Raw genomic sequence first — 22,923 nt, 5'->3', positions numbered from 1 at the left:
GCCCTGCTGCGCGCCCGCGCTCCCAAGCTCGACCGCGCCTTACACAACGCCGTGCGAAAGGGCCTGCACTATCTGGTGCTGGACGGCATGCTCATTCCCATCGACCGTGTGCGCGCCGACCGGCCGTACTACTCGGCCAAGCATCGTATGCACGGGATGAACGTCCAGGTGATCGCCTCCCCGGACGGCGGCATCGTCTGGACCTCCGGCTCGCTGCCGGGCAGCACGCACGACCTGACCGCCGCCCGCACCTGGGGCATCCTGCGCGCACTGGCACAGGCCGGTGCCCATACCCTGGCCGACAAGGGCTACCAAGGCGCCGAAGGCCCGGTGACCACACCGTACAAGGGCCGCGACAAGCCTCTCTCGAAGAAGGCGGCCAACCGCTCCCACGCTCGGCTCCGCGGGCCGGGCGAACGCGCCAACGCCCAGCTCAAGAGCTGGCGCGTCCTCCGTAAGCTCCGCTGCTGCCCGCACAAGGCCGGCCAGCTCTGCAAGGCGATCGCCGTCCTGCAGAACTACGAGCTCACCCACAGATGAAAAGAGCTCAAGGGTCAACCTCATGGGAGAACACTTCCTGCTCCAACTTAATCCGCAGCAGCAGTCGTTCCCGATAGCACCAGTCTCACTGGTAGAACAGCACCTGAAGCTCCTGGTGGCGACGGTGTGGATTATGGTGATCAACCCGTCTACCAGGAGCTTCTCTACATCATTGACCGGACACCGGCATCGCGATCATGCTGTAACCAGGGCACTCGCCATGGAGCCTGTAGGGTCGGGAGCTGGCGCGGTGGCGGCTGACGGCGGTAGGGCTCAGGGCCTTTCTTCCGCCGGTTTCCCGGCCGGCTGTGCTTTCCCGATGACCATGGCCAGGCCGTCCCGTTTCCAGCTCCCGCCCGTCGAACCGTGCATGCGGTTCTCCCGCACACCGCTCACCGACGTCGTTCACCGCCGGCATTCGGCCTTTCCCGCCAGGGCTTACCAGCCCTGGGTGCAACGACGATTCCATACAAGCCGATCAGTCCCAGATCGACCGGTTGGGAACGGGTCAGCACCCACCAACCGAACGCTCGCCTCGCTGGAGTGGATCCGCGCCAGCGAGAACTACTGCGCGGTCGGCCCAGCCGGGACGGGCAAGTCCCACAGTCTGGTCGCCTTCGGCGTCGCGGCCGTCCACGCTGGTCACAAGGTGCGCTACTTCACCGCGGCCGACCTGGTCGAGACGCTCTATCGGGGCCTGGCCGACAACTCCGTCGGCCGCGTCATCGACAACCTGCTCCGCCACGACCTGGTAATCATCGACGAAGTAGGGTTCGCACCGCTGGACGACACCGGCGCCCAGTTGCTGTTCCGGTTCGTGGCCGCCGCCTACGAACGCCGGGCACTCGCTATCGGCTCGCACTGGCCCTTCGACCAGTGGGGCCGCTTCCTACCCGAGCACACCACCGCCGTCAGCCTGCTGGACCGACTCCTGCACCACAGCGTCGTCGTGGTCACCGAAGGTGAGTCCTTCCGCATGAAACAGGCACGAACCCGGACAGGCACACGCTCCGCCAAAAAGTAGTCAACTACGAAGACGTGGGGACCCCGACCTGGCCACCAGCGGCGACACGCACTCGGCCGTTGACAGCTTCACCTCCTGCTCTGCTGGGCGCACGAAAAGGGCTCACTGCGGTCGCCACGGGAAACAACCCAGACCTGAGTGGCGAGTCGAACCCCGACCACTTCCTCCTCAGCCTGACCTGGGCCGAAGGCGACAAGCTCTGCCTTGAAGCCACGTCCACCTGTGTTTGGCCTCAAGGGACCCGCCCATACGGTAGTCGTCGCCCATCAACACCCAGTTCCAGGTACTAAGGCGAATATGGTGAAGTCGGCTGCGGGTTGGGGCCGTCCGGTGGGAGGGACGCCATGGCCAGGTGACCCGAAAGAAGCACCTGGATCCGTTTCGAAATCCCATGGACCTTCCGCGGCGGGCGAGGCAGAATCCGTGGGCAGTCGAAGCGTGAGAGCTCGTTTGGATGTGTTCGCGTGCGCCGGGTGTGGCACGGAGCTAACGGCGCCGGTGTCTCGGGTCGCCCTCCCCGTCCCTACCCATCACGGGGGGCGGGAGGAACTCCATCCTCCTTTATGGAGCCTGCGACGTACGCCATCGATCCCCAGCCCACCGGACCTCCCTGGCGGTTGTGGGAGGAGGTCGGGGAGGACACAGCTGCCCGGCAGGGTGTGTACGCGCCGGTTACTCGGTCTCCTTCGGCGCGCGGAACAGGATCGTCATCGCCCCGGCGACTCCCGGTCTATGGCCTTGATCCCCGAGAAGTGCGAGGGGTACTGCAGGGGCGTGGACGGCCGGGCCGGTCCCAACCTGGCCTGTGAGGGGTGTGGGCGGACCGCGGCAACCCGCATCGACGACTGCGGATCGTGACAGACGGTGTGGCTGGAACCCGGCGCGGTCGTACGCCGCCCCTCGGGGATCCCGGCCGGTCCACCTCCCGACTGGGAGGACCTGGAGCGCGCCGAGCACCGCGTCCCACCCGTCGAACCCGACGGGTCCTGGAGTCGCCGCGGGGAGGCGGCGGTCGGGGTCGCGCTGGCCCACCTCGTAGTGGTCACCGAAGGCCAGCCGGTGACCCTCTCGGCCGAACCCCTCGCCGAGCTGCTCGGCCACGGGGTCGGTCTGTACCTCCCAGGTGGGCCCGGCGCCCGGTCCGTCGGGCTGGCCGGTCCGGGGATCGACACCCTCCGGGGCCCCGTCCCGACGTCCTCCTCGTGCCCCGCCACCCCGTCACGGGCGTCCCCTGGCGTCCGCCTGGCGATGAGGAGGCCGTGGTGTCGCTGGACAGCGGGGTCTGGGCGTACCTCGCCTTCCCGGGTGAGACCTCGCCGATGCCCGCGACAGGGGTGCTTCCAGATGGCGTCCTGCGCGACGACTACCCGCTGCCGCCACTTCCCCGGTACCCGCTGACACCCCACCGCCACGCCTTCCAGGACACCCTGGTCGGGCTTCCCGCCGTACGTACCCCGGGGCTGCGCAGGTACCGCGACGCGTGCCGCTAATCAGGCGTCGGATGGCTGCAAGCTGGACTTCTCACGCTCCAGACCATGTCCGAAATGGATGATCGACGATCAAACGGATCCGACATCGATACTCGCGAGCACGCCACGAGCACGACAAAGATCATCAAGCGCTTAGATAGGCGAATAAGTCGAGAAGTCGGACGAAGAAACCCCAGCGGGTATACCCGGCTGGGGTTTCTGTCAGGTGCGCCGCCAGGGACTCGAACCCCGGACCCGCTGATTAAGAGTCAGCTGCTCTAACCAACTGAGCTAGCGGCGCCCGCAGACAGGAATATACCGGTCATCCCCCTCCCGCGCGAATCGCGCCGAACCACCCCGGATAGAATAAAGTTCCGCTCGTCCCAGGAGCCTCGATGTTCGATTCCCCCGCCGACGTGACCACCCGGCTGGCCGCCACCGGCTACCTGGCCGACACCGCCACGGCCACCTCCGTCTACCTGGCCGCCGCGCTCGGCAAGCCGCTCCTCGCCGAGGGTCCGGCGGGCGTGGGCAAGACCCAGCTCGCCAAGGCCGTCGCCGAGGCCACCGGCGCGCGGCTGATCAGGCTCCAGTGCTACGAGGGGCTGGACGAGGCCCGCGCCCTCTACGAGTGGAACTACCGCAAGCAACTGCTGCGCATCCAGGCCGAGGGCACCGACGAGGACATCTTCGGCGAGGAGTTCCTCCTGGAACGCCCCCTGCTGAAGGCGATCCGCTCGGCCGAGCCGACGGTGCTGCTCATCGACGAGACCGACAAGGCCGACATCGAGGTCGAGGGCCTGCTGCTGGAGCTCCTGTCGGACTACCAGGTGACGATCCCGGAACTGGGCACGATCACGGCGGTGCGCAGGCCGCAGGTGATCCTCACCTCGAACGCCACCCGCGAACTGTCCGAGGCCCTGAAGCGGCGCTGCCTGTACCTCCATCTGACGTACCCGACGCCGGAGCGCGAGCGCGAGATCCTCCTCAGCCAGGTGCCGACGCTGCGCGCCGACCTCGCCGACCGACTGGCCGCGACGGTGGCCGCGCTGCGGGCGCTGGAGCTGAAGAAGGCCCCGTCGGTGGCCGAGACGGTCGACTGGGCGCGCACCCTGCTGGCGCTCGGCCGGGCCGACCTCGACGAGCAGACCGTGGCGCAGACGCTGGGCGTGGTCCTGAAGCACGCCTCCGACCACACGCGCGCGGCGAAGGAACTCGGCCTCTGATGTCGCTGATCGAGCGGCACACCGGATTCGTGAACGCGCTGCGTGAGGCGGGCATGCCGGTCTCGGTGGCCGAGGGTCTGGACGCCGCGCGGGCGCTGCGGGTGGTCGAGCTGACCGACCGCGAGTCGCTGCGGGCCGCCTACGCGGCCACGCTGATCAAGCGGCCGGGTTACCGGGACGGCTTCGACGTACTGTTCGACCTGTGGTTCCCGCCCTCGACCACCGGCCTGTACGCCGAGGGCCCGCAGCCGGCCGACCCGAGGTCCCACCTGGCCGAGCTCCTGCGGACGGGCGCCGACACCCGGGCCTTCGCCAGGGCGATGGTGGACCGGTTCGGCCGCCGGGAGGCGAGCCCCGGGCGGCAGCGGTGGTTCTCCTACAGCGTGCTGGCCGCCCTGTCGCCGCAGACGCTGATCGCCGGAATCCTGCGCGAGTCCGCCCAGGACGCCCTGGCCCAGAAGGCGGCCAGGCGGGCGGTGACCGACGGTATCCGGCGTTTCGAGGAGGCGGTCGCGGCCGACGTGCGGCGCCGGATCGCGGAGGACGCGGGCATCGAGCGGATCGCCCGCTCGGCGGTGCGCCCGCCGCCGGAGCGGCTGGACTTCCTGCGCGCCACCGGCGAGGACCTGGCACGGCTGCGCCGCGAGGTGCACCCGCTGGCGCGGCGGCTGGCCACGCGGCTGGCGACCAGGCACCGGCGGGGCCGGCACGGGCGGCTGGACTTCCGTCGCACCGTACGGGCGTCGCTGCAGAGCGGCGGGGTGCCGCTGACGACGGTGTTCCGGCCGCCGCGCCCGCACCGGCCCGAGTTGGTGGTGCTGTGCGACACCAGCGACTCGGTCTCGGCGTTCGCGCAGTTCACGCTGCTGCTGACGTACGCGCTGCGGGAGCGTTTCACCAAGGTTCGGGCGTTCGGCTTCGTGGACCGGGTGGATGAGATCACCCGGTTCTTCGCGCCGGGCGCGGACATGGCCGAGTCCATGGCGGCGCTGGCGCGCGAGGCGGACATGGTGCGCTTCGGCCGCACGGACTACGGCCGCGCCTTCGAGGGCTTCCTGTCCGGGTACGGCGACGCGATCGGCCCGAAGACCTCGCTGCTGATCCTGGGCGACGCCCGTACCAACTACCGGCCGCCCGCGACGGAGGCGCTGCGGACGATGGCGGGCCGGGCCCGCCGGGCGTACTGGCTGAATCCGGAGCCGGTGGCGCAGTGGGACACCGGCGACTCGGTCGCCTCGGAGTACGCGGCGGTGGTGCCCATGCACGAGTGCCGCGACGTGGCCCAGTTGTCGGCGTTCATCGAGACGATCACCTGACGATCGGCCGGCGTCAGAGCCGCTGGAGCTCGCGGGCGGCGGTGCGGGCCAGCAGTTCGACCTGCTCGTCGGACAGCGCGCCGGAGGCGGTCGCCCGGATGAGCTTGGGCGCGAGCCGGGGCTTGAGCAGGGTGACGTCCTCGGCGGTGACCATGCCGCCGCGCGGCAGCAGGCCGCAGTGGACGGCGATCATCGGGGTGATCGTGACGGGTACGCCGGTCTCGCGGGTGAGCAGGTCGGCGAAGGCTCCGGCGGTCTCGACCAGCGGCTTGGCGGTCTTGGTGCCGTATTTCTCGCCGAAGAACAGTCGCCCGTTGTAGGTGGCGATCTCGGTGTCGGGGCTCCAGGACTCGTTGTCGACGATCCACAGCCCGCCGGGGCCGATGATCAGGTGGTCGATCGACGCCTGCCCCCGGATGGCCCGTCCGTCGAGGATGCGGTAGCCCTTCTTGGCCAGTCTCCGGCGCAGGTGGCGCTTGGTGATGACCTCGCCCCGGCGCCGGCCGCGCCACACGGCGGTCGCCTGGAAGCGGCTCCAGTGCCACCACGCGTCGGCGGCGGCGACCAGCCCGGCCAGCCCGACGGCGTACGGCACCGGGTAGGCCAGGTTGAAGCGCAGAGCAAGGCCCATGCCGACGACGAAGCCGATTCCGGCCATGATCGCGCGGCTGCGCCGCCTGCTCCGGGTGCCCTCGCGCCAGTACTTCTCGTAGTACCACTGCGGGGACGACCCGGTGAACTTCTCGTCCTGCTGTACGTAGATCGAGCCACCAGGCACGGCAAACTCCCCGACCGCTAGAGACACCCATGGATCTGCCACGTCGGAGATCCCTCGCTGCACCCATGATTACCCCATAGAACGGCAAGGGCACCCTAAGGTGAGGGAAATAGCACCGGCACGAAGTTCAACCGACCAGTCGGTATGCTGGTGTGGTGAGGGGCAAGGAAGAGCCAGTACGCCAGAGGCTCCTGCACGCGGCCACCCGACTGTTCGCGGAGCGCGGATTCGAGGGTACCTCCGTCCAGGAGATCGTGACGGCGGCAGGCGTCACCAAGGGCGCGATGTACCACTACTTCGATTCCAAGGACGACCTGCTGTTCGAGATCTACGCCCGCATGCTGCGGATGCAGACCGAGCGCCTGACGGTGATCGCCGACGCGGCCGGGCCGGTGGCCGAGCGGCTGCACGCCGCCGCCGCCGACGTCGTCGAGACCTCGGCCGCCAACCTGGACGACTCCAAGATCTTCTTCCGGTCGATGCACCTGCTCGCGCCGGAGACCCAGCGCACCGTGCGCGCCGAGCGCCGCCGCTACCACGTACGCTTCCGCGACCTCGTCACCGAGGGCCAGCGCGAGGGCGTCTTCCGCGCCGACATCCCGGCGGAGATCGTCGTCGACTACTTCTTCGGCTCCGTCCACCATCTGGGCAGCTGGTTCCACCCCGGCGGGCGCCTGTCGGGCGCGCAGGTCGGCAGGCAATTCGCCGATCTGCTATTGACGTCGCTGCGCCCGTGACCATCATCGATCTTTGTGAACAACGATCCCGACCACCTGGCCGGCTACTGGATAGCCGGACGCCTGGGCAGCGGCGCCCGGGGAGTGGTCTACGAGGCCTACGACGACGCGGGCGACCGGTTCGCCTTACGGGTGCAGACCCACCCCCTGGAGCCCGGCGGGCGCGCGCGGCTGGAGAAGGCCGCCGAGGTGGCCTCGCCGTGCGTCGCGCGGCTGCTGGCGGCAGGGACGCAGCCGGTCCCGCATCTGGTGACCGAGTTCGTCGCGGGGGCGAGCCTGCGGGTGCGGGTGGGCGAGGCGGGGCCGTACGCGGGCGGTGAGGTCCACGCGCTGGCGATCGGGGTCGCCACCGCGCTGGCGGCCGTTCACGGGCGCGGCCTGGCGCACGGCGACCTGCGCCCCGACAACGTGCTGATCGGTCCGGACGGCCCGCGCGTGGTGGACTTCGGCCTGGCGGCGGGCAGCGAGGCCGAGGACGTCCGCGACTGGGGGCGGCTGGTCAGGTTCGCCGCCGACGGCGAGAGCGGCCGCCGGGCGACGCTGGGGCAGCCGCTGCGCGACCTGGTGGAGCAGGCCCTCGACGCCGATCCCGGCCGCCGGCCGACGGCGCGCGACCTGCTGCTGAAGCTGCTCGACACCGCCCAGGACCCGCTGACGGAGGGCGCGCAGACGGCCCGCGCGCTCGCCTGCGGCCCGGAGGGGCCGACGCTGGGCGACCTGGCCGAGGAGGTCTACGGCGGGCTGTCACGCCGGGAGCAGCAGGCCGTGCCCGACGTGTTCCTGCGGCTGGTCGAGGCGGGCGGCGCCGATGGGCGGCGCACCGCCGTACTGGCCGAACTCCTGGACGAGGCCGGTGCGGCGGCCGGGCCCGTGGTGGGGCGCTATCGCGAGGCGGGACTGCTGCTGGCGGGCGAGACCGTGACGCTGGCGCACGCGGCTCTCGTGCGCGCCTGGCCCCGGCTGCGCGAGTGGCTGGACGCCGAGCGCGACGGGCTGACCAGGTATCGGACGTTGGCCGAGTCCGCCCGCGCGTGGGACAGGGGCGGGCGGCGCCGTCGGCGCCTGCTGGGGGCGGAGGACCTGGACGCGGCGCTGTCGTGGGCGGCGACCGGCCGCAGGCACCTGTCGCTCGGCGCGGCCGAGCGCGCCTTCCTGGACGAGAGCACCGCGCGCGGGCGCCGCCGCACGCGGCGCCGCAGGGTGCTGCCCGGAGTGCTGGCCTCCCTGCTGGTGGTCGCCTCGGCCGTCGTGGGGCTGACGTTCTACCAGGGCAGTACGGCACGGCAGGCGCTCACCGACACCTCCGCCCGCGCACTGGCCGGGCGGGTGGGCGCGCTGCGCGCCACGGACCCGGCGACCGCGCGACGGCTGAGCGCGGCGGCCTGGCGGCTGTCGCCGGTGGCGGAGACCCGTTCGGCGGTGCTGGCGGCGGCGGCCGACCCGGTCCGCTCGATCTTCCCCGACCCCGACGTGGGCGCCGGGTCGGTGTACGCCTGGGGCCGCTCCGGCCAGTGGCTGGTGGCCATCAGGGGCGGACTGGCGCGGATCTGGGATCCGTCGGCGCGACGGCTGCTCATGGAGGTCAGGGGCGTGGGCCACTCGGCCGCGACGGCGGCGCTCGACGACTCCGGGCGGCTCCTGGCGGTGGGCACCTCTCCGGAGGTGCGGATCTTCGACACGCGCTCGGGCTGGCAACTCGGCACACTGCCGGTGCGCAAGGCCGCGCGTGTGTCGTTCCAGGGCGGCCTGATCGCCACCACGGACGCCGACGGCGAACACGCCCTCTGGCACCCCACCGGGCAACGGTTCATCCCGCGGAACCGGCTCTCCGGCGAGCGGGAGACCGTACAGACGCGACAGGTCGGCGGACGCGTCGCCTCTCAGACGCGAGCCACCGGCGGACGCGCCACCTCCGCCGCCGACGGCGGCGGCGGCCCGGTGCTGCTGCCCGCGCACGCCGGGCAGCCCGCGCGGCTTCTGACGGACGGGCACCGGCGCGACCTGCCGTGGCTGAACGCCGGAGCGGCCGAGCCGACGGCGCTCAGCCCGGACGGCCGCCACGTCGCGGCCGGCACCCGCCTGTACGCGTCGGCGACCGGCAGGAAACTCGCCGACCTCCCGGGTACGGCCCGCAGGCTGGCCTTCTCCGCCGACGGCTCCCGCCTGGCGGTGGGCTTCGAGGGCCGGGTCACGGTCCTCGACACGGCCACGGGCGAGCGACTGCTCAGCGTCCGCGACCCGGACGGGCGTACTCTGCTTCCCTCGGTGAGCCGCGACAGCCTGTTCTTCGTCGGCGCGAACGGGCGGGCCAGGACGTACACGCTGCCCGCCGCGCCCCCCGACCCGATCGGCCGCAGGAAGGACCTGCGCGTGCTCAGCCGCGACGGCAGGACACTGGCCCTCGCCGGCGACCGCGAGGTGTCCCTGTGGGATCCGGTGGCCGGGCGGCGGCTCGGCCGCCTGCCGGTCCGCGCGAAGCTGGCCGCCTTCAGCTGGAACGGCACCCGCCTCGCCGTCGCGGCCGGACGCCCGGACCGGGTGGAGGTGTGGGACCTCGCCACCCGGACCAAGGTCTCGACCCTGGACACGGGCCCCGCCACCGGCCTCGCCCTGTCCCCCGACGGCAGGACGGTCGCCGTGGCCGAGGACGGCACGGTCGCGCTGCACACGGGCGGCCAGGTGCGCCGCGTGCCCGAGGTGGCGGGCTCCGGCCTCGCCTTCCGCCCCGACGGCCGGGTACTCGCCGTGTACGGCGAAAGCCGCGTGCACACGATCGACACGACGACGGCGACGCTCACGGAGCCGAACGCCGCCGGCCGCGCGGCGGGCGCGCTGGCCTTCAGCCCCGACGGCCGGATGGCCGCGACCGGCGACCCACTGGGCCAGGTCACCCTCTGGGACGCGGGCCTGCGTCAGCCGCTCGGCCCGGCGATCGACACCGGCGGCCGGGTGGGCGCACTGGCCTTCTCCGGCGACAGCCGGGTGCTCGCCGTGGCGGGCGCCGAGCTCAGCTCGTGGGACGTGGCCACCGGCACCCCGCTGGGCCGGGGGCCGGGCCTGGGCGGCATCGACGAGACGCCGGAACGGGACCCGTACGGTCGGCCCGCCCACGCCTTGGCGGCGGGCGCCGACCTGGTCGGCGTGGGACCGTCCGGTGAGGTGCGGACCCTGGTGATCGACCCGGAACGAGCACTCGGCCGCATCTGCGCCCAGGACGGCGACCTACCGCCGACCGGCTGGGCCCAGCACGTACGCGGCCTCTCACCCCGTCAGATCTGCTAGCCCGTTCCACGGTTTGGTGCTCACCTCGCGTCCCCGGACATGATCAGGCTCCACAACTCACTCACCTTGCTGTGCACGGCCTCGGGGCTGATGAGGGCCACGAGGCCGTGGTCCGTTCGCTCGATGCGGCGGATCCAGTGCCGGCCGCCGATGGCCAGTTCCTCGTACTCCACCGGCCGGCAGCGGCAGCTCACCCGCACGACCCGGGGTTGCCTCCCGAACCGGAGCACCCACATGTTCCTTTCAGCCTGCCACCCCACCCGATAGGCCCTCGCCGAGGCCGTGGCCGGGCAGTCATCCTCACCGCACCTGACCTCCCGACGCTCCACAGGTTCCCGCTGGGCGGGTACCACCGCCGCATCCGGGCTCACGACGACGACCTCCCGCCCGCTGGCAGCCCGCACTCGGCGACGGCCTTCATGAGCGGCCGACTCACTCGTCGGCGTGTGCGACTCGACCGGTCGATCGAGATCCGCGTCGTTTACCCGCATGGTCTGCTGCTCCTCATGTGCGGTGAAGGATCGCCTCCACCTTGGCGCCGTGTCGAGCAGGTGCCAACGCCAGAGAGAGGGGCGGTCAAGGGGCAGATTGGGGGCAGACTGCTGGGCACCGCCCGCTGCCCCATGCGACGATGCGGCTGCATGCGACCTTCGGAAGGGAGCAGTTCGATGCCTGACCGTAACGACGCTCTGCGCGGTGCCCGGGAACGACTGCCCTCCCCTGTGGCCCTCGGCCAGCCCACCAGTCGGCAGGAACTGGCTGAACTCGTCAATGCCTGGATCTACCGGCGGTATCACCGCGAAACCTGCTTGACCGCGAACTATCTCGGCAAACTGGAACGCGGCCTGGTGCGCTGGCCTCGGTCCGACTACCGAGAGGCACTGCGCGCGATCTTCAACGTCGAGACCGATGTCGCACTAGGGTTCCGCCGTCCCACGAGAGCACCCGCCGCATCAGCGGTGAAAGAGGGAGGGGTGAACCGCAAGACGTTCCTCCGTACGGCGGCGGGCGCCGCCGTCACCGTCTCGTTGACCGACATCGCCCATCTCGGCCAGGTCACCGAGCCCCCCGGTAGAGTGCGAGCGGCTGACATCCATGAGCTACGGGCGCTCGCCGGAGTGTTCTCGACCTGGGACCACACCTACGGCGGCAGCCTCGTTCGCGAGGCCGTCAACGCCCAGTTGCGGCACTCGGTGTCCCTTCTCCAGCATGCGACGTGCCCGCGCCCGCTCCGCGACGAGTTGTACACGGCTGTGGGGTGGCTCGCCCACTCCGGGGCGGCGATGGCGTTCGATGCCTTCGCCCACGACGACGCCCGCAAGATGTTCCGCTTCGCCCTGTCCTGCGCCGAGGAGGCGCAGAACTGGCACCTGCGGGCCAAGGTCCTGTCACTCATGGCCCGGCAGGCCATCTGGTGCGGCGACGCGGACGGCGGGCTGACGCTCGTCGAACTCGCTCTGGTGCGGGCTGATCGGCTCACACCCGGCGAGCGCGCCATGCTCCACACCGCGCGGGCTCGCGCCATGGCCAAGCTCGGCAGGGTGACCGAGACGCTGGAATCCGTGAGCCGCGCCGACGACCACTTCGCCCGTGTCCGCCCGCGCGACGAAGCACCGTGGATGCGCTACTACGACGCCGCCCAGCACGCGGGAGACACCGGGCACGCCCTGTTCGATCTGGCGTTCCGGGTCGATTGGCGGTACGCGGCGGACGCGGCGGCCCGGCTGGAGTCCGCGATCGGAGGCCATGGGGCGCCGTACGTCCGCTCCCGCGCCTTCAGCGGGATCAAGCTCGCTTCCCTCACGATGGCCACCGGCGACCCGGAAGAGGCGGCTGGGATCGGGATGCGCGCGCTTCGCGACGCAGGGCGGATCCGCTCCTGCCGCGCCCGTGACGACATGCGAGAGCTGGCCGCACTCGCCCACCTCCACGAAGGGCGCCCTCCGGTCGCCGAACTGACCGGCCGGATTCGGACGGTGGTCCAGGCATGACGGGCTCCTCCGCTGCGGAGTCCGAGGCCCGTGCCGTCCTGGAGGCCGCCTGTCGGCAGGCCGGGGTCGGCGTCGAGGGGGCGAGTCTGATGCGGCTCAGCGAGAACGCCCTGTATCGGCTGCCCGGCGGTGTGGTCGCCCGTGTCTCGCGTGCCGGGCAGAGCGCGGTCGCCATCCGGGAGGTGCGGGTCGCCCGCTGGATGCGGGCGCAGGGCGTACCCGCCGTGCAGCCGGTGCCCGGCCTCGACCAGCCGGTCGAAGTTCGGGGGCGGGCGGTCACGTGGTGGCTGGAGTTGCCGCCGCACCGGCACGGCACCGCCGTGGAGGTCGCCGCCGCTCTCCGCCGACTCCACGATCAGCCGATCCCGGCCGAGTTCGAGATCGGACGGCTCGACCCCTTCGTACGGCTGGCCGAGCGCATCGACCGGGCCACCACGCTGGCCGAGGCCGATCGGGCGTGGATGCGCGGGCGGCTGTCCGAACTGCGCAGCCGCTGGGCGGCCCGGTCCGAGGGGCTGCCGGACAGCGTCGTGCACGGTGACGCCTGGATCGGGAACGTCGTGGGCACGACGGACGGCCGCGTGGTGCTGCTCGACCTGGAGCGCTGCTCGATCGGACCTCCTGAGTGGGATCTCACGTCCACTGCGGTGAAGACGTTCACACTGGCCGGGATCACGACGGCGGACTATCGGCGGTTCGTGGCCGCCTACGGGCACGACGTCACCGGCTGGGCGGGGTTTGAGACGTTGCGGGACATCCGTGAGTTCCGGATGGCGTGCATGGCCGCCCAGGTCGCGGCGGAGAACCCGGGGCGGCGGGCCGAGGTGCTGCACCGGGTGGCGTGTCTACGCGGCGAGCGCGGCCCGCGCCCCTGGCATTGGACACCGGTCCCGTGAAACCGGTCACGTCCACTTCTTGAGTTCGCGGTGGGCGAGGGAGCGTTTGTGGACCTCGTCGGGGCCGTCGGCCAGGCGCAGGGAGCGGGCGCCCGCCCATAGGGCGGCGAGGGGGAAGTCCTGGGAGACGCCGCCCGCGCCGTGGACCTGGATGGCCTTGTCGAGGATCCATTCGACGGCGGCCGGGGTGGAGATCTTGATGGCCTGGATCTCGGTGTGGGCGCCCCGGTTGCCGACAGTGTCCATGAGCCAGGCGGTCTTGAGGACGAGCAGCCGCGACTGTTCGATGCGGATCCGGGACTCGGCGATCCAGTCCTGGACGACGCCCTGTTGGGCGATGGGCTTGCCGAAGGCGCTGCGGGCCAGCGCGCGGCGGCACATGAGCTCGACCGCGCGTTCGGCCATGCCGATCAGGCGCATGCAGTGGTGGATCCGGCCGGGCCCGAGGCGGGCCTGGGCGATGGCGAAGCCGCCGCCCTCCTCGCCGATGAGGTTGCCCGCAGGGACGCGGACGTCCTCGAAGACGACCTCGGCGTGGCCGCCGTGGTCGGCGTCGTCGTAGCCGAAGACCCGCATGCCGCGCCTGACGTGCAGGCCGGGGGTGTCTCGTGGGACGAGGACCATGCTCTGCTGGCGGTGGGTCGGCGCCTGCGGGTCGGTCTTGCCCATGACGATGAAGATCCGGCAGTCGGGGTTCATGGCGCCGGAGATGAACCACTTGCGGCCGTTGATCACGTACTCGGTGCCGTCGCGGACGATCGAGGTGGCGATGTTGGTGGCGTCGGAGGAGGCGACGTCGGGCTCGGTCATCGCGAACGCCGAGCGGATCTCGCCGTCGAGCAGCGGGCGCAGCCACTGCTCGCGCTGCCGGGCGCTGCCGAACATGGACAGGACCTCCATGTTGCCGGTGTCCGGCGCGGCGCAGTTGGTGGCGGCGGGCGCGATGGCCGGTGACCTGCCCATGATCTCCGCCAGGGGCGCGTACTGGAGGTTGGTCAGCCCGGCGCCGTCCTCGCCGGGCAGGAACAGGTTCCACAGCCCGCGCTTCCTGGCCTCGTCCTTGAGGTCGCCGAGCAGCGGCGGGGCGCTCCAGCCCGAGGCCGCCGTCTGCTCGGCGAAGGCGGGCTCGGCGGGATGGACGCACTCGTCCATGAACCGGATCAGTCGCTCGCGCAGGTCCTCGGTGACGGAGTCGAAGGCGAAGTCCATGGCACGACCTTACCGACCGGTCGGTATGACGTCCACCGAGCGGTCGCCACGCAGCGAGGGGAAACTCGCCCGGGTCGCCGAGGGGGCCCTGCGCAGGCACCGCAGGCGGCCGGACGGCACCTGGCGCGACACCGTGTACTTCGACATCCTCGACGAGGAGTGGCCGGGGCACCGCGCCCGGCTGATCGGCCCTGGCGGTATTGCGCGCCCACTACCCCGTGATACCGTGTAGCAGTGCTCGGTACTACAAAGTACCAAGGATCGAAGAGGACCCACGATGGACGACCTGACGGAGATGCTGAAGGGCACGCTCGAAGGCTGCGTGCTCGAAATCATCGGCGGCGAGGAGACCTACGGGTATGCCATCACGCGTCGGCTGAACGAACTCGGCTTCGCCGACGTCGTCGAGGGGACGGTTTACACCATCCTGCTGCGGCTGGAGAGGAACGGACTCGTCCAGGCGGCGAAACGACCGTCCGAACAGGGCCCGCCGCGCAAGTTCTACGCGCTCAACGACGCGGGGCGCAAGGAACTCGCGACGTTCTGGGCCAAGTGGGAGTACGTCTCATCACGGATCGACAAGCTCAAGGAGGGCGGGAGATGAGTTTCTGGGAGACCATGACCGGCAGCGATCTCACCAGGGAGTGGCAAGCGCTCGAAAGCCGGGCCAAGGCACTGCCGGCCGACCATCGGGCGGCTTGGGAGGAGATCAAGGGACATCTTTCTCCCTACGCGGACTTCACCGGCCGCAGCCTGATGCCGATCCTCGACAATGCGCTGGGGCTGCTCGAAGAGACGGCGGCAGACGGGCAGAGCGTTCGCGAGGTGCTGGGTGACGACATCAAGGGCTTCTGCACGGCGCTGACCGGCGGAGAAAGGTCCCGGACCCATCGCGACCGGTGGCGCGAGCAGTTGAACAGGAACGTCGCAAGGAAACTGGGCAGGCTGGGAGTCTGACGTGGGTATCCAGGACATCGTCGAGGGCAAGAAGCAGTGGCGGGCGCACACGGCACGGGTCAAGGCGCTCCCGCCCGATTATCAGATCGTCTACAAGGAGATCCAGAGGTACCTTTTCAAAGTCGGGCCGATCGACCTGGCGGACGGGAATCTGCTCACCGGGATCGTCGACTTCTTCGAGGAGGGCGCCTCGGCGGGCAAGGGAGTCCTCGAACTCATCGGCGCCGATGTCGCCGCCTTCTGCGACGGCCTGACCAAGGACTCCCGCACCAACGCGGACGTCTACCAGGAGTCCCTGAGCGGCAGACCCGGGAAGTGACGCCGGCGGGCGATCACCCGGACCGCCCTTGGCACAACACGCCGCGAAGCTAGCCCCGGTCGGAGGTGGCGGGCTCGGGGAGGGGAGCCGGGGTCTTCTTGGAATGGTCGGGCGCCAGGCGGCCGAGTGTGATCGTGCCGCCGATCGTGAGCGCGGCGGCCAGCAGCGCGGGGACCGCCGTGGCCGGGTCCGTCGGCAGCGGCTCGCCCAGCAGCACCGCGCCCGCCAGCACCGAGGTGATCGGGTCCACGACCTGCACACCGGCGTAGGCGATGCCGAAGTAGCCCACGGCGTACGAGCGCTGGAGCAGCACGACGGCGCAGATCAGCAGGGTGGGGATGGCGAGGGTGAACCAGTGCAGCAGCCTGCTGAGGTCGCCTTCGAGCCCGCCGCCGACCACGCGGACGAACGTCGAGACGCTCGCGGTCACCACACCCGCGCCGAGCGCGAGCAGCAGCGCCTTGTTGGCACCCTGCACCCGGCTCGCCCAGATCTGGCTGATGAGCACGATCACCCCGATCACGCCCAGGAATCCGAGCGCGGCGGGGGTGCTGAGCCTCGGGGTCACGTCGTGGTCGGGGTCGACCAGCAGCATCAGCCACAGCAGGCCGACCGCGACGGCGATCGAACCGAAGATCTCCGCCTTGTACGGCCTGCGCCCGTACATGAACGCGGCCAGGGGCACCGCGAACACCAGTGTGGCCACGCTGATCGGCTGCACCATGATCAGCGGCGCGTAGGCCAGCGCCACCGCGTGCAGGCAGGCGCCGGTGAACCCGATGATCCCGCCGATCCACCAGCGCGGCCGTTTCACCAGCTTGAGCGTGGCCCCCTCGGCCACCGCCTCGTACTGCTGGAGCGCCGCGCCGAGCGCGTATCCCAGTGCCCCCGCCAGAGCGACCGCCAGGCCGACCCACGTCGTCATGCGCGCCCGCCGAGGGGCAAGGAACCTTTCAAGAGCATTGCTCCAGCTTATGGCTCCCTGTCCGCTGTGGGATCAGACTTTGGAACGACCCTCACTTCTGCGGGCATACGCAGAACAGGTGTCCGTCGGGGTCCTGGAGGACGATCCAGCCCGTCCCCTCCTCGGTCACACCCGGCTGGAAGTCGGGTTTCACCGCCCCGAGTTCGAGGTAGTCGGCCACCGCCCGCTCCACGTCCGGCACCCGGAAATCGAGATGGAACTGCTTGTCCGGGCCCGGCCACGCGGCCGGCTTGCGGTCGGGGACGTGGCCGAAGTAGATGCTCACGGTGCCGTCGCCGATGGCGGCGTACTGGTCGTCGGCGTACTGGATCTCGAACCCGGTCACCCGGTGGTAGAACTCGGCCAGCCCCTTCGGGTCGGTGCAGTCGATGGAGAAGGCGAGGAGCTTCGCTGTCGTCGTCATGGCTCCACCGTTCCAGCCGTACCTGCCATCTTCTGTCAGGTATGTACGATGGCGTCATGCCGCGTCCCTTGATCACCTCTCCCCCCACCGCCCGCTAAGCGGGCGGCTCCTCGGTACGGATCACACCGGATCCGGTGGTGAGCGCTGCCCGCGTACGGGCCCTTTCACCACCTCCCGATCCGGAGAGATCACTCATGTCTTCCCTGATGAGCGCGCGGCGCGGCGCCGCGTACGTCTCCATCGCCGCGCTCGCGTGGGGCACCGGCGGCGCGGCCGGCGCGCTGCTGTTCGCCCACGGCTCCCTCGACCCGATCGCGGTCTCGTTCTGGCGCTACCTGCTGGGCGCCGGATTCCTGCTGATGTTCCTGCCGCGCCTGCCCGCCTTCTCATCGCCTGTGCTGGTGGCGGGCGTCGGCATGGCCCTCTACCAGGCCGCCTACTTCCTCGCCGTCGCCGAGACCGGGGTCACGGTCGCCACGATGGTGACGATGGGCGCGACGCCGGTCCTCACCGCCGTCGGCGGGCGCCTGTTCCTGAACGAACGGCTCGGCCGGGCGGGGACGGCGGCGCTGGCCGTCGCCCTGACCGGGCTGCTGCTCCTGACCGGCACCCCGGCGGGCGGCTCGCTCACGGGTATCGGGTACGCGCTGGCCTCCGCCGTGGGGTACGCGGCGATCACGCTCCACTCGCGCCGCCACTCCGGCGACCCGCAGGGCATGGCGGTCGGCGGCTTCCTGGTGGCGACCCTCGTCACGGCGCCGTTCGCGCTGGCCACGGGCATCGTCCCGGAGCTGACGGCCGCCTCGGCGGGGCTGCTGCTTTTCCTCGGCGCGATCCCGACCGCGCTGGCGTACTGGCTGTTCTTCCGGGCGCTCGGCACGCTCAGGGCGAGCACGGTCTCGACGATCTCGCTGGGTGAGGCGGCGGGGGCGGCGGTGCTCGGCGTGCTGGTGTTCGGCGAGCGGCTGACGGCGGCCGGCTGGGCGGGCTGCGTTCTGCTCCTGGCCGCTGTCGTGGTACTGACCGCGCAGGCTTCCACATGAGCTAAGGTCCGGTACGGCGGCGTCTGCCGTACCGGACCCCCTTTCTCCGGGGGCCGGTGGGGAACGGTGCCGACGTAGCGCGCGTTGGAGGAACCGTGGCCTCGATTTCCGGATTCGTCAGGAACCTTCTGGATCGTCCAGGAGGGGTGAACCTGAGCCCGTACAACAAGATCGTCAACGCGGCGCACGCCCGCGCCGACCGGATAGGCAAGCTGGAGGAGCTGCCGGAGCCCGCGATGGACGATCTGGCGGAATTCTGCGCCGTCGCCCGCGAGGCCGCCGACCGCACCCTCGGGCTGCGCCCGTACGACGTGCAGTTGCTGGGTACGCTCGCACTCCTGCACGGTCACGTGGCCGAGATGGCCACCGGCGAGGGCAAGACCCTGTCCGGCGCGATGGCGGCGGCGGGCTACGCGCTGCAGGGCAAGCGCGTGCACGTCATGTCGGTCAACGACTACCTCGCCAAACGCGACGCCGAGTGGATGGAGCCGTTCTACACGGCCATGGGCGTCACCGTCGGCTGGGTCGGCCAGAACTCCACGAGGGAGGAGCGCCGGGCCGCCTACCAGTGCGACGTCACCTACGGGCCGGTCAGCGAGATCGGCTTCGACGTCCTGCGCGACCGGCTGTGCACCGCCGCCGACGAGCGCATCGTGCCGACGCCCGAGGTGGCGCTGATCGACGAGGCCGACTCGGTGCTGGTCGACGAGGCGCGGGTGCCGCTGGTGATGGCGGGCGCGGCCGACGCGGGCGACGCCGTACCCGAGATGGCGGCGCTGGTGCGCACGCTGGTGCGCGGCTACCACTACGAGATCGACGAGGGCGCCCGCAACGTCTACCTGACGCCCAAGGGCGCCGACAGTGTCGAGAACATCCTCGGCGTCGAGCTGTACGACGAGAACGAGCCCGGCACGCTCATCGAGGTCAACCTGGCGCTGCACGCCCACGCGCTGCTGGCCAAGGACGTCGACTACATCGTGCGCGACGGCAGGGTCCAGCTCATCAACCCCTCGCGCGGCCGGGTGGCGCTGCTGCAGCGCTGGCCCGACGGCCTCCAGGCGGCCGTCGAGGCCAAGGAGGCGCTGCCGCCCAGCGAGAAGGGGGAGATCCTCGACTCGATCACCATCCAGGGCCTGATCCGCCGCTATCCCAAGATCTCCGGCATGACGGGTACGGCGGTCGCGGTCAGCGAGCAGCTCGGCGAGTTCTACGGCCTGAAGGTCGCGGTGATCCCGCCCAACCGGCCCTGCGTGCGTGAGGACGAGCCCGACCGCATCTACCCGACCGTGCCGGACAAGGACGCGGCGCTGGTCGAGGAGATCCAGCGGGTCCACGCCACCGGCCGGCCGATCCTCATCGGCACCCTGGACGTGGCCGAGTCGGAGAACCTCGCCAAGCTGCTGCAGCGCCGCAACCTGGAGCCGGTCGTCCTCAACGCCAAGAACGACGCGGAGGAGGCCGCGATCATCGCCAGGGCGGGCGAGCGCGACGCGATCACCGTCTCGACGCAGATGGCCGGGCGCGGCACCGACATCCGGCTCGGCGAGGAGGTCGCGGAACTCGGCGGCCTGTACGTGATCGGCTCCGGCCGCCACGCCAGCAGCCGGCTCGACGACCAACTGCGCGGGCGCGCGGGCCGCCAGGGCGACCCCGGCGGCTCGGTGTTCTTCGTCAGCACCCAGGACGACCTGATCACCCAGTACGTCCCGGACGAGCGCCCGCCCGCCGCCGACCCCGACGGCCTCGTCCGCCACCGTAGGGGCGTCTACCTCGTCGGCCACGCCCAGCGGGTGGCGGAGGGCGTCAACCTGGAGATCCACCGCAACACCTGGCGCTACACCCGTCTGCTCGAACACCAGCGGGAGCTGATCCTGGAGTGGCGCGACAAGGTGCTGAGCACCGACTCCGCCGCGCGGGCGCTGGAGAAGGCCGACGCCGAGCGCTGGGCGGAGCTGCCCGAGGACGAGCGCGAGGAGCGGGCCAGGCAGATCGTGCTGCACGCGATCGACACCTGCTGGACCGGTCACCTGGCCTTCCTGACCGATCTGCGTGAGGGCATCCACCTGCGGGCGCTCGGGCGGATGAGCCCGATCGACGAGTTCCACCGCGAGGCGGTGGCCGAGTACAAGACGCTGCAGGCCGAGATCGAGCGGCGCTCGCTGGCCTCCTTCGAGGAGCCGGAGCCGGACCTCAGGCGGCCGTCCGCCACCTGGACCTACCTGGTGCAGGACAACCCGTTCGGCACCGAGTGGGACCGTATCCTCAAGCGGGTCACCTCGGCTGCGCGGCGGGGCTAGCCAGCAGCGCGATCGCCTCGCCCAGCTCCGACGCCGTCGGCAGCGGCGGCGGGGCGACCAGCGACTGCACCACCAGGCCCACGATGACGGAGTAGAGCAGCGCGCCCAGGCCGCGCGCGGTCGCGGCGTCCACGTCGGCGGGCGCGACGCCCAGGTAGGCGGCGGCGAGACCGGCCCGCCCCTCCTCGACGGCCTCGGCCAGCGGGGCGCGCACCTGCTCGGCGAACTGCGCCTGCGCGTACGCCTGCACGCTCGCCACCAGCAGTGAGCGGTCGCGCGGCAGCGCGGCCAGCAGTTCCTCCAGCATCAGCCGCAGCCGGTCGCCGGGGGTGGCCGCCTGCGCCGCCCTGGTGGCCGCTTCGAGGATGTGGTCGCCCCACTCCCCCGTCACCTCCAGGACGGCGGTGTTCATCAGGTTGTCCTTCGACCCGAAGTGGTAGCCGATGGAGGCGAGGTGGGCGCCGGAGGCCGCGGCGATGTCGCGCGCGGTGGTGCGGCTGTAGCCCTTCTCGATCAGGCAGGTCTTGGCACCGGCCAGCAGGTCGTCGCGTTGCCCCATGGGGGTGAGCCTAGCATTTTTACGTACGTACGTCTTGAACACGGATTTGTACGGACGTACGATCAGCCCCATGCGACCTCATCGGCTCGGCCTGCCCGTGCTCCTGCTGCCCGCCATGCTGGTCTCGATGGATCTGTCGATCCTGTTCGTGGCCGGCCCGACCCTGTCCAGGGAGTTGGAGCCGACCCCCGGCCAATGGCTGTGGATCATGGACGTCTACGGCTTCGTCATGGCCGGACTGCTGGTCACCATGGGCGGCGTCGGCGACCGGATCGGGCGCAGGCGCCTGCTCCTGATCGGCGCCGGCCTGTTCGGCGCCGCCTCGCTCGCGATCGCGTACGCCGGCACCCCCGAACTCCTCATCGCGGGCCGCGCGCTGCTCGGCATCGGCGGCGCCACGCTGGCCCCCTCGACGCTCTCGCTGATCCGGGGCATGTACGCCGACGAGGACCGGCGGCGGCGCGCGGTCGGCGCCTGGACGGTGGCCTTCACCGGCGGGAGCGTCGCCGGGCCGGTCGTGGGCGGGCTGCTGCTGGAGCACTTCTGGTGGGGCTCGGTGTTCCTCGTCAACGTGCCCGTGATGGCCGTGCTGGTGCTGGCGGCGCCCTTCACGGTGCCGGAGTCGCGCGACCCCGCCCCGCGCGGCTTCGACCTAGCGGGCGCGGCCACGTCACTGGCGGCCGTGCTGTGCCTGGTGTTCGCGATGAAGGAGACCGTCGCCGACGGCCTCACGGCGGGCGGCGCGGCGGCGGCCGTACTCGGGGCGGTGTTCGCGCTGGTCTTTCTGCGCATCCAGGTCAGGGCCGCGCACCCGCTCGTCGACCTGGCGCTCTTTCGCGACCGGCGCTTCGCGGTGGCCGTGGTCGCGGCCACGGTGACCGCGCTGGCCGCGGCGGGCCTCGGCGTGCTGGCCTTCGCACACTTGCAGGGCGTGCACGGGCTGAGCCCGCTGGCGGCCGCGCTGCACGCACTGCCGACGTTCGCGGGCACCTTCGCGGGCGCCTGGCTCGCGGGGCGGGCGGCCGACCGGATCCGGCCCACCGCCCTCCTCGCGGGCGGGCTGCTGGCGACGGCGGCGGGGTTCGCGGTCGTGGCGGGGGCGGGCGGCGTGTGGCCGTTCATCGCCGGGTACACCGTGCTGACGTTCGGCGCCGGTGTCACCGGCACGATCGCGGGCTCGCTCATCCTGTCCACCGCGCCGCCCGAGCGGGCGGGGGCGGCGGCCGGGATCTCGGAGACGGGCCAGGAACTCGGCGCCGCGCTCGGCATCGCCGTACTGGGGACGATCGCGCAGGTGGGCGGGCTGACGACGACGGCGCTCGCGGCGGCCGTCCTGCTGGCCGCCGTCAGCGCGCTGCCCACACTGGTACGGCCGAGCGTTCCCGAAGCGGCCACAGCGCCACGACGATGAACACGATCTGCTCGGGCACCCGCAGCCACAGCGGCGTGGCCGCTTGCCCGGCCATGGGCACCTCGGCGAGCGCCGCGTGGATGTTGGCCGGGAGCATCGCCAGGAACAGCACGGCCAGCGCGACCCCGGCGGGGCGCCGGAAGCGGGTGGTGACCAGCCCGGCCGCGCCGAGCAGTTCGAGGACTCCGGTGAGCAGGACGACCGCGCCGGGGAACGGCACGAACGGCGGCACCATGCGGACCATGTCCCCGTGGTTGGGCATGACGGTGACACTCTCGGGGACGAAGTGCGCGGCGGCCGTGATCACCAGCATCACGGCCAGCGCGTGGGCGCCTGCGGCGGGCCACGTGGCGAACCGGCGCACGCCGAGAGCGCCGAGCCCCCGGAACACCAGCAGGGCGACCACCAGGACGACGACGGGTTGCATGACGACCTCCAATTAGATAGCAACACTATAGATACTGCAGCTATCCAATTGTGT

At 71.3% G+C, this 22,923-nt stretch carries 23 protein-coding genes and 1 tRNA gene; 16 read left to right on the top strand and 8 right to left on the bottom strand.

Annotated features, from left to right (window positions below):
* From ABD120_RS35200 to ABD120_RS35190, 3 genes are all read left to right on the top strand, one after another.
* Window positions 1-540, top strand: a 540-nt coding sequence (locus ABD120_RS35200; protein WP_343954662.1) for a transposase family protein, incomplete at its 5' end; no start/stop codon positions are given.
* A gap of 22 nt (window positions 541-562) precedes the next feature.
* Window positions 563-1,564: an ATP-binding protein gene (locus tag ABD120_RS35195; RefSeq protein WP_343954660.1), complete on the top strand. Its 1,002-nt coding sequence runs from the start codon at window positions 563-565 to the stop codon at window positions 1,562-1,564.
* Window positions 1,565-2,826: 1,262 nt separating this feature from the next.
* Window positions 2,827-3,054 carry a hypothetical protein gene (locus ABD120_RS35190; RefSeq protein WP_343954659.1) on the top strand — a complete coding sequence of 76 codons (228 nt, stop codon included), beginning with the start codon at window positions 2,827-2,829 and terminating at the stop codon, window positions 3,052-3,054.
* Between the two features lie 206 nt (window positions 3,055-3,260).
* On the opposite strand, the gene ABD120_RS35185 is transcribed toward ABD120_RS35190, so the two are convergent.
* Window positions 3,261-3,334, bottom strand: a tRNA-Lys gene (locus tag ABD120_RS35185).
* A gap of 94 nt (window positions 3,335-3,428) precedes the next feature.
* On the opposite strand from ABD120_RS35185, the gene ABD120_RS35180 reads away from it, so the two are divergent.
* The gene (locus ABD120_RS35180) at window positions 3,429-4,259 is read left to right on the top strand and encodes an AAA family ATPase (RefSeq protein WP_343954658.1); all 831 of its coding nucleotides are present in this window, start codon (window positions 3,429-3,431) and stop codon (window positions 4,257-4,259) included.
* On the top strand, window positions 4,259-5,575 hold the full coding sequence (locus ABD120_RS35175; RefSeq protein ID WP_343954657.1) for a vWA domain-containing protein: 1,317 nt from the start codon (window positions 4,259-4,261) through the stop codon (window positions 5,573-5,575). Before ABD120_RS35180 ends, ABD120_RS35175 begins: the two co-directional genes overlap by 1 nt.
* Window positions 5,576-5,588: 13 nt before the next feature.
* Here the strand turns inward: ABD120_RS35175 and ABD120_RS35170 are convergent, their stop codons facing one another.
* A complete protein-coding gene (locus ABD120_RS35170; RefSeq protein WP_343954656.1) occupies window positions 5,589-6,353 on the bottom strand; it encodes a nuclease-related domain-containing protein in 765 nt (254 codons plus the stop codon).
* 155 nt (window positions 6,354-6,508) lie between these two features.
* Between ABD120_RS35170 and ABD120_RS35165 the strand changes: the two genes are divergently transcribed.
* Together ABD120_RS35165 and ABD120_RS35160 are read left to right on the top strand one after the other, a co-directional pair.
* Window positions 6,509-7,090, top strand: coding sequence for a TetR/AcrR family transcriptional regulator (locus ABD120_RS35165; protein ID WP_343954655.1), 582 nt, complete (start codon window positions 6,509-6,511; stop codon window positions 7,088-7,090).
* 15 nt (window positions 7,091-7,105) lie between these two features.
* A complete protein-coding gene (locus tag ABD120_RS35160; RefSeq protein ID WP_343954654.1) occupies window positions 7,106-10,372 on the top strand; it encodes an nSTAND1 domain-containing NTPase in 3,267 nt (1,088 codons plus the stop codon).
* Window positions 10,373-10,392: 20 nt separating this feature from the next.
* On the opposite strand, the gene ABD120_RS35155 is transcribed toward ABD120_RS35160, so the two are convergent.
* Window positions 10,393-10,602, bottom strand: a complete 210-nt coding sequence (locus tag ABD120_RS35155) for a hypothetical protein (RefSeq protein ID WP_343954653.1) — start codon at window positions 10,600-10,602, stop codon at window positions 10,393-10,395.
* Window positions 10,603-11,040: 438 nt separating this feature from the next.
* Here ABD120_RS35155 and ABD120_RS35150 point away from each other — a divergent pair, with 438 nt between their 5' ends.
* Together ABD120_RS35150 and ABD120_RS35145 are read left to right on the top strand one after the other, a co-directional pair.
* Window positions 11,041-12,363 (top strand): NsdA family TPR-like regulatory protein, encoded by a 1,323-nt coding sequence (locus tag ABD120_RS35150; RefSeq protein ID WP_343954652.1) that lies wholly within the window; start codon window positions 11,041-11,043, stop codon window positions 12,361-12,363.
* On the top strand, window positions 12,360-13,259 hold the full coding sequence (locus tag ABD120_RS35145) for a phosphotransferase (protein WP_343954651.1): 900 nt from the start codon (window positions 12,360-12,362) through the stop codon (window positions 13,257-13,259). Before ABD120_RS35150 ends, ABD120_RS35145 begins: the two co-directional genes overlap by 4 nt.
* Before the next feature lie 6 nt (window positions 13,260-13,265).
* Here ABD120_RS35145 and ABD120_RS35140 read toward each other — a convergent pair whose 3' ends face one another.
* Window positions 13,266-14,468 carry an acyl-CoA dehydrogenase family protein gene (locus ABD120_RS35140; protein WP_343954650.1) on the bottom strand — a complete coding sequence of 401 codons (1,203 nt, stop codon included), beginning with the start codon at window positions 14,466-14,468 and terminating at the stop codon, window positions 13,266-13,268.
* On the opposite strand from ABD120_RS35140, the gene ABD120_RS35135 reads away from it, so the two are divergent.
* From ABD120_RS35135 to ABD120_RS35120, 4 genes are read left to right on the top strand one after another with little or no spacing between them, the layout of a single operon-like run.
* Window positions 14,467-14,700 carry a hypothetical protein gene (locus ABD120_RS35135; RefSeq protein WP_343954649.1) on the top strand — a complete coding sequence of 78 codons (234 nt, stop codon included), beginning with the start codon at window positions 14,467-14,469 and terminating at the stop codon, window positions 14,698-14,700. The genes ABD120_RS35140 and ABD120_RS35135 overlap by 2 nt on opposite strands.
* A gap of 45 nt (window positions 14,701-14,745) precedes the next feature.
* Window positions 14,746-15,072 (top strand): PadR family transcriptional regulator, encoded by a 327-nt coding sequence (locus ABD120_RS35130; protein ID WP_343954648.1) that lies wholly within the window; start codon window positions 14,746-14,748, stop codon window positions 15,070-15,072.
* Complete coding sequence (locus ABD120_RS35125; RefSeq protein ID WP_343954647.1) at window positions 15,069-15,425, top strand: DUF1048 domain-containing protein; 357 nt, start codon at window positions 15,069-15,071, stop codon at window positions 15,423-15,425. The genes ABD120_RS35130 and ABD120_RS35125 overlap by 4 nt, the downstream gene beginning before the upstream one ends.
* A gap of 1 nt (window position 15,426) precedes the next feature.
* On the top strand, window positions 15,427-15,744 hold the full coding sequence (locus ABD120_RS35120) for a DUF1048 domain-containing protein (RefSeq protein WP_343954646.1): 318 nt from the start codon (window positions 15,427-15,429) through the stop codon (window positions 15,742-15,744).
* Window positions 15,745-15,793: 49 nt separating this feature from the next.
* Here ABD120_RS35120 and ABD120_RS35115 read toward each other — a convergent pair whose 3' ends face one another.
* Together ABD120_RS35115 and ABD120_RS35110 are read right to left on the bottom strand one after the other, a co-directional pair.
* Window positions 15,794-16,669, bottom strand: coding sequence for a DMT family transporter (locus ABD120_RS35115; protein ID WP_343954645.1), 876 nt, complete (start codon window positions 16,667-16,669; stop codon window positions 15,794-15,796).
* A 91-nt stretch (window positions 16,670-16,760) separates the two neighbouring features.
* Window positions 16,761-17,132: a VOC family protein gene (locus ABD120_RS35110; RefSeq protein ID WP_343954643.1), complete on the bottom strand. Its 372-nt coding sequence runs from the start codon at window positions 17,130-17,132 to the stop codon at window positions 16,761-16,763.
* 194 nt (window positions 17,133-17,326) lie between these two features.
* On the opposite strand from ABD120_RS35110, the gene ABD120_RS35105 reads away from it, so the two are divergent.
* A complete protein-coding gene (locus ABD120_RS35105; protein ID WP_343954642.1) occupies window positions 17,327-18,175 on the top strand; it encodes a DMT family transporter in 849 nt (282 codons plus the stop codon).
* Between the two features lie 146 nt (window positions 18,176-18,321).
* Entirely contained in the window at window positions 18,322-20,472 is a 2,151-nt protein-coding gene (secA2, locus tag ABD120_RS35100; protein ID WP_425564090.1) for an accessory Sec system translocase SecA2, read from the top strand.
* Here secA2 and ABD120_RS35095 read toward each other — a convergent pair.
* On the bottom strand, window positions 20,447-21,031 hold the full coding sequence (locus ABD120_RS35095) for a TetR family transcriptional regulator (protein WP_343954641.1): 585 nt from the start codon (window positions 21,029-21,031) through the stop codon (window positions 20,447-20,449). The genes secA2 and ABD120_RS35095 overlap by 26 nt on opposite strands.
* A 70-nt stretch (window positions 21,032-21,101) precedes the next feature.
* On the opposite strand from ABD120_RS35095, the gene ABD120_RS35090 reads away from it, so the two are divergent.
* Complete coding sequence (locus ABD120_RS35090; RefSeq protein WP_343954640.1) at window positions 21,102-22,442, top strand: MFS transporter; 1,341 nt, start codon at window positions 21,102-21,104, stop codon at window positions 22,440-22,442.
* Here ABD120_RS35090 and ABD120_RS35085 read toward each other — a convergent pair.
* Window positions 22,378-22,869 (bottom strand): DoxX family protein, encoded by a 492-nt coding sequence (locus tag ABD120_RS35085; RefSeq protein ID WP_343954639.1) that lies wholly within the window; start codon window positions 22,867-22,869, stop codon window positions 22,378-22,380. The two genes, ABD120_RS35090 and ABD120_RS35085, sit on opposite strands and share 65 nt — an antisense overlap.
* Window positions 22,870-22,923: the final 54 nt, after the last annotated feature.

Source organism: Nonomuraea longicatena (genome assembly GCF_039525605.1).
Taxonomy (GTDB): Bacteria; Actinomycetota; Actinomycetes; order Streptosporangiales; family Streptosporangiaceae; genus Nonomuraea; species Nonomuraea longicatena.
Note: the sequence above shows the minus strand (reverse complement) of the source record. Positions and strands in the feature narration are given on the sequence as shown.

What these genes read in the sequence shown, in the direction of transcription:
- ABD120_RS35195 (WP_343954660.1), top strand. Translation starts at nt 563, where the DNA reads ATGGGAGAACACTTCCTGCTCCAACTTAATCCGCAGCAGCAGTCGTTC.
- ABD120_RS35180 (WP_343954658.1), top strand. Translation starts at nt 3,429, where the DNA reads ATGTTCGATTCCCCCGCCGACGTGACCACCCGGCTGGCCGCCACCGGC.
- ABD120_RS35175 (WP_343954657.1), top strand. Translation starts at nt 4,259, where the DNA reads ATGTCGCTGATCGAGCGGCACACCGGATTCGTGAACGCGCTGCGTGAG.
- ABD120_RS35150 (WP_343954652.1), top strand. Translation starts at nt 11,041, where the DNA reads ATGCCTGACCGTAACGACGCTCTGCGCGGTGCCCGGGAACGACTGCCC.
- ABD120_RS35145 (WP_343954651.1), top strand. Translation starts at nt 12,360, where the DNA reads ATGACGGGCTCCTCCGCTGCGGAGTCCGAGGCCCGTGCCGTCCTGGAG.
- ABD120_RS35135 (WP_343954649.1), top strand. Translation starts at nt 14,467, where the DNA reads ATGGCACGACCTTACCGACCGGTCGGTATGACGTCCACCGAGCGGTCG.
- ABD120_RS35140 (WP_343954650.1), bottom strand. Translation starts at nt 14,468, where the DNA reads ATGGACTTCGCCTTCGACTCCGTCACCGAGGACCTGCGCGAGCGACTG.
- ABD120_RS35130 (WP_343954648.1), top strand. Translation starts at nt 14,746, where the DNA reads ATGGACGACCTGACGGAGATGCTGAAGGGCACGCTCGAAGGCTGCGTG.
- ABD120_RS35125 (WP_343954647.1), top strand. Translation starts at nt 15,069, where the DNA reads ATGAGTTTCTGGGAGACCATGACCGGCAGCGATCTCACCAGGGAGTGG.
- ABD120_RS35115 (WP_343954645.1), bottom strand. Translation starts at nt 16,669, where the DNA reads ATGACGACGTGGGTCGGCCTGGCGGTCGCTCTGGCGGGGGCACTGGGA.
- ABD120_RS35110 (WP_343954643.1), bottom strand. Translation starts at nt 17,132, where the DNA reads ATGACGACGACAGCGAAGCTCCTCGCCTTCTCCATCGACTGCACCGAC.
- ABD120_RS35105 (WP_343954642.1), top strand. Translation starts at nt 17,327, where the DNA reads ATGTCTTCCCTGATGAGCGCGCGGCGCGGCGCCGCGTACGTCTCCATC.
- ABD120_RS35095 (WP_343954641.1), bottom strand. Translation starts at nt 21,031, where the DNA reads ATGGGGCAACGCGACGACCTGCTGGCCGGTGCCAAGACCTGCCTGATC.
- ABD120_RS35090 (WP_343954640.1), top strand. Translation starts at nt 21,102, where the DNA reads ATGCGACCTCATCGGCTCGGCCTGCCCGTGCTCCTGCTGCCCGCCATG.
- ABD120_RS35085 (WP_343954639.1), bottom strand. Translation starts at nt 22,869, where the DNA reads ATGCAACCCGTCGTCGTCCTGGTGGTCGCCCTGCTGGTGTTCCGGGGG.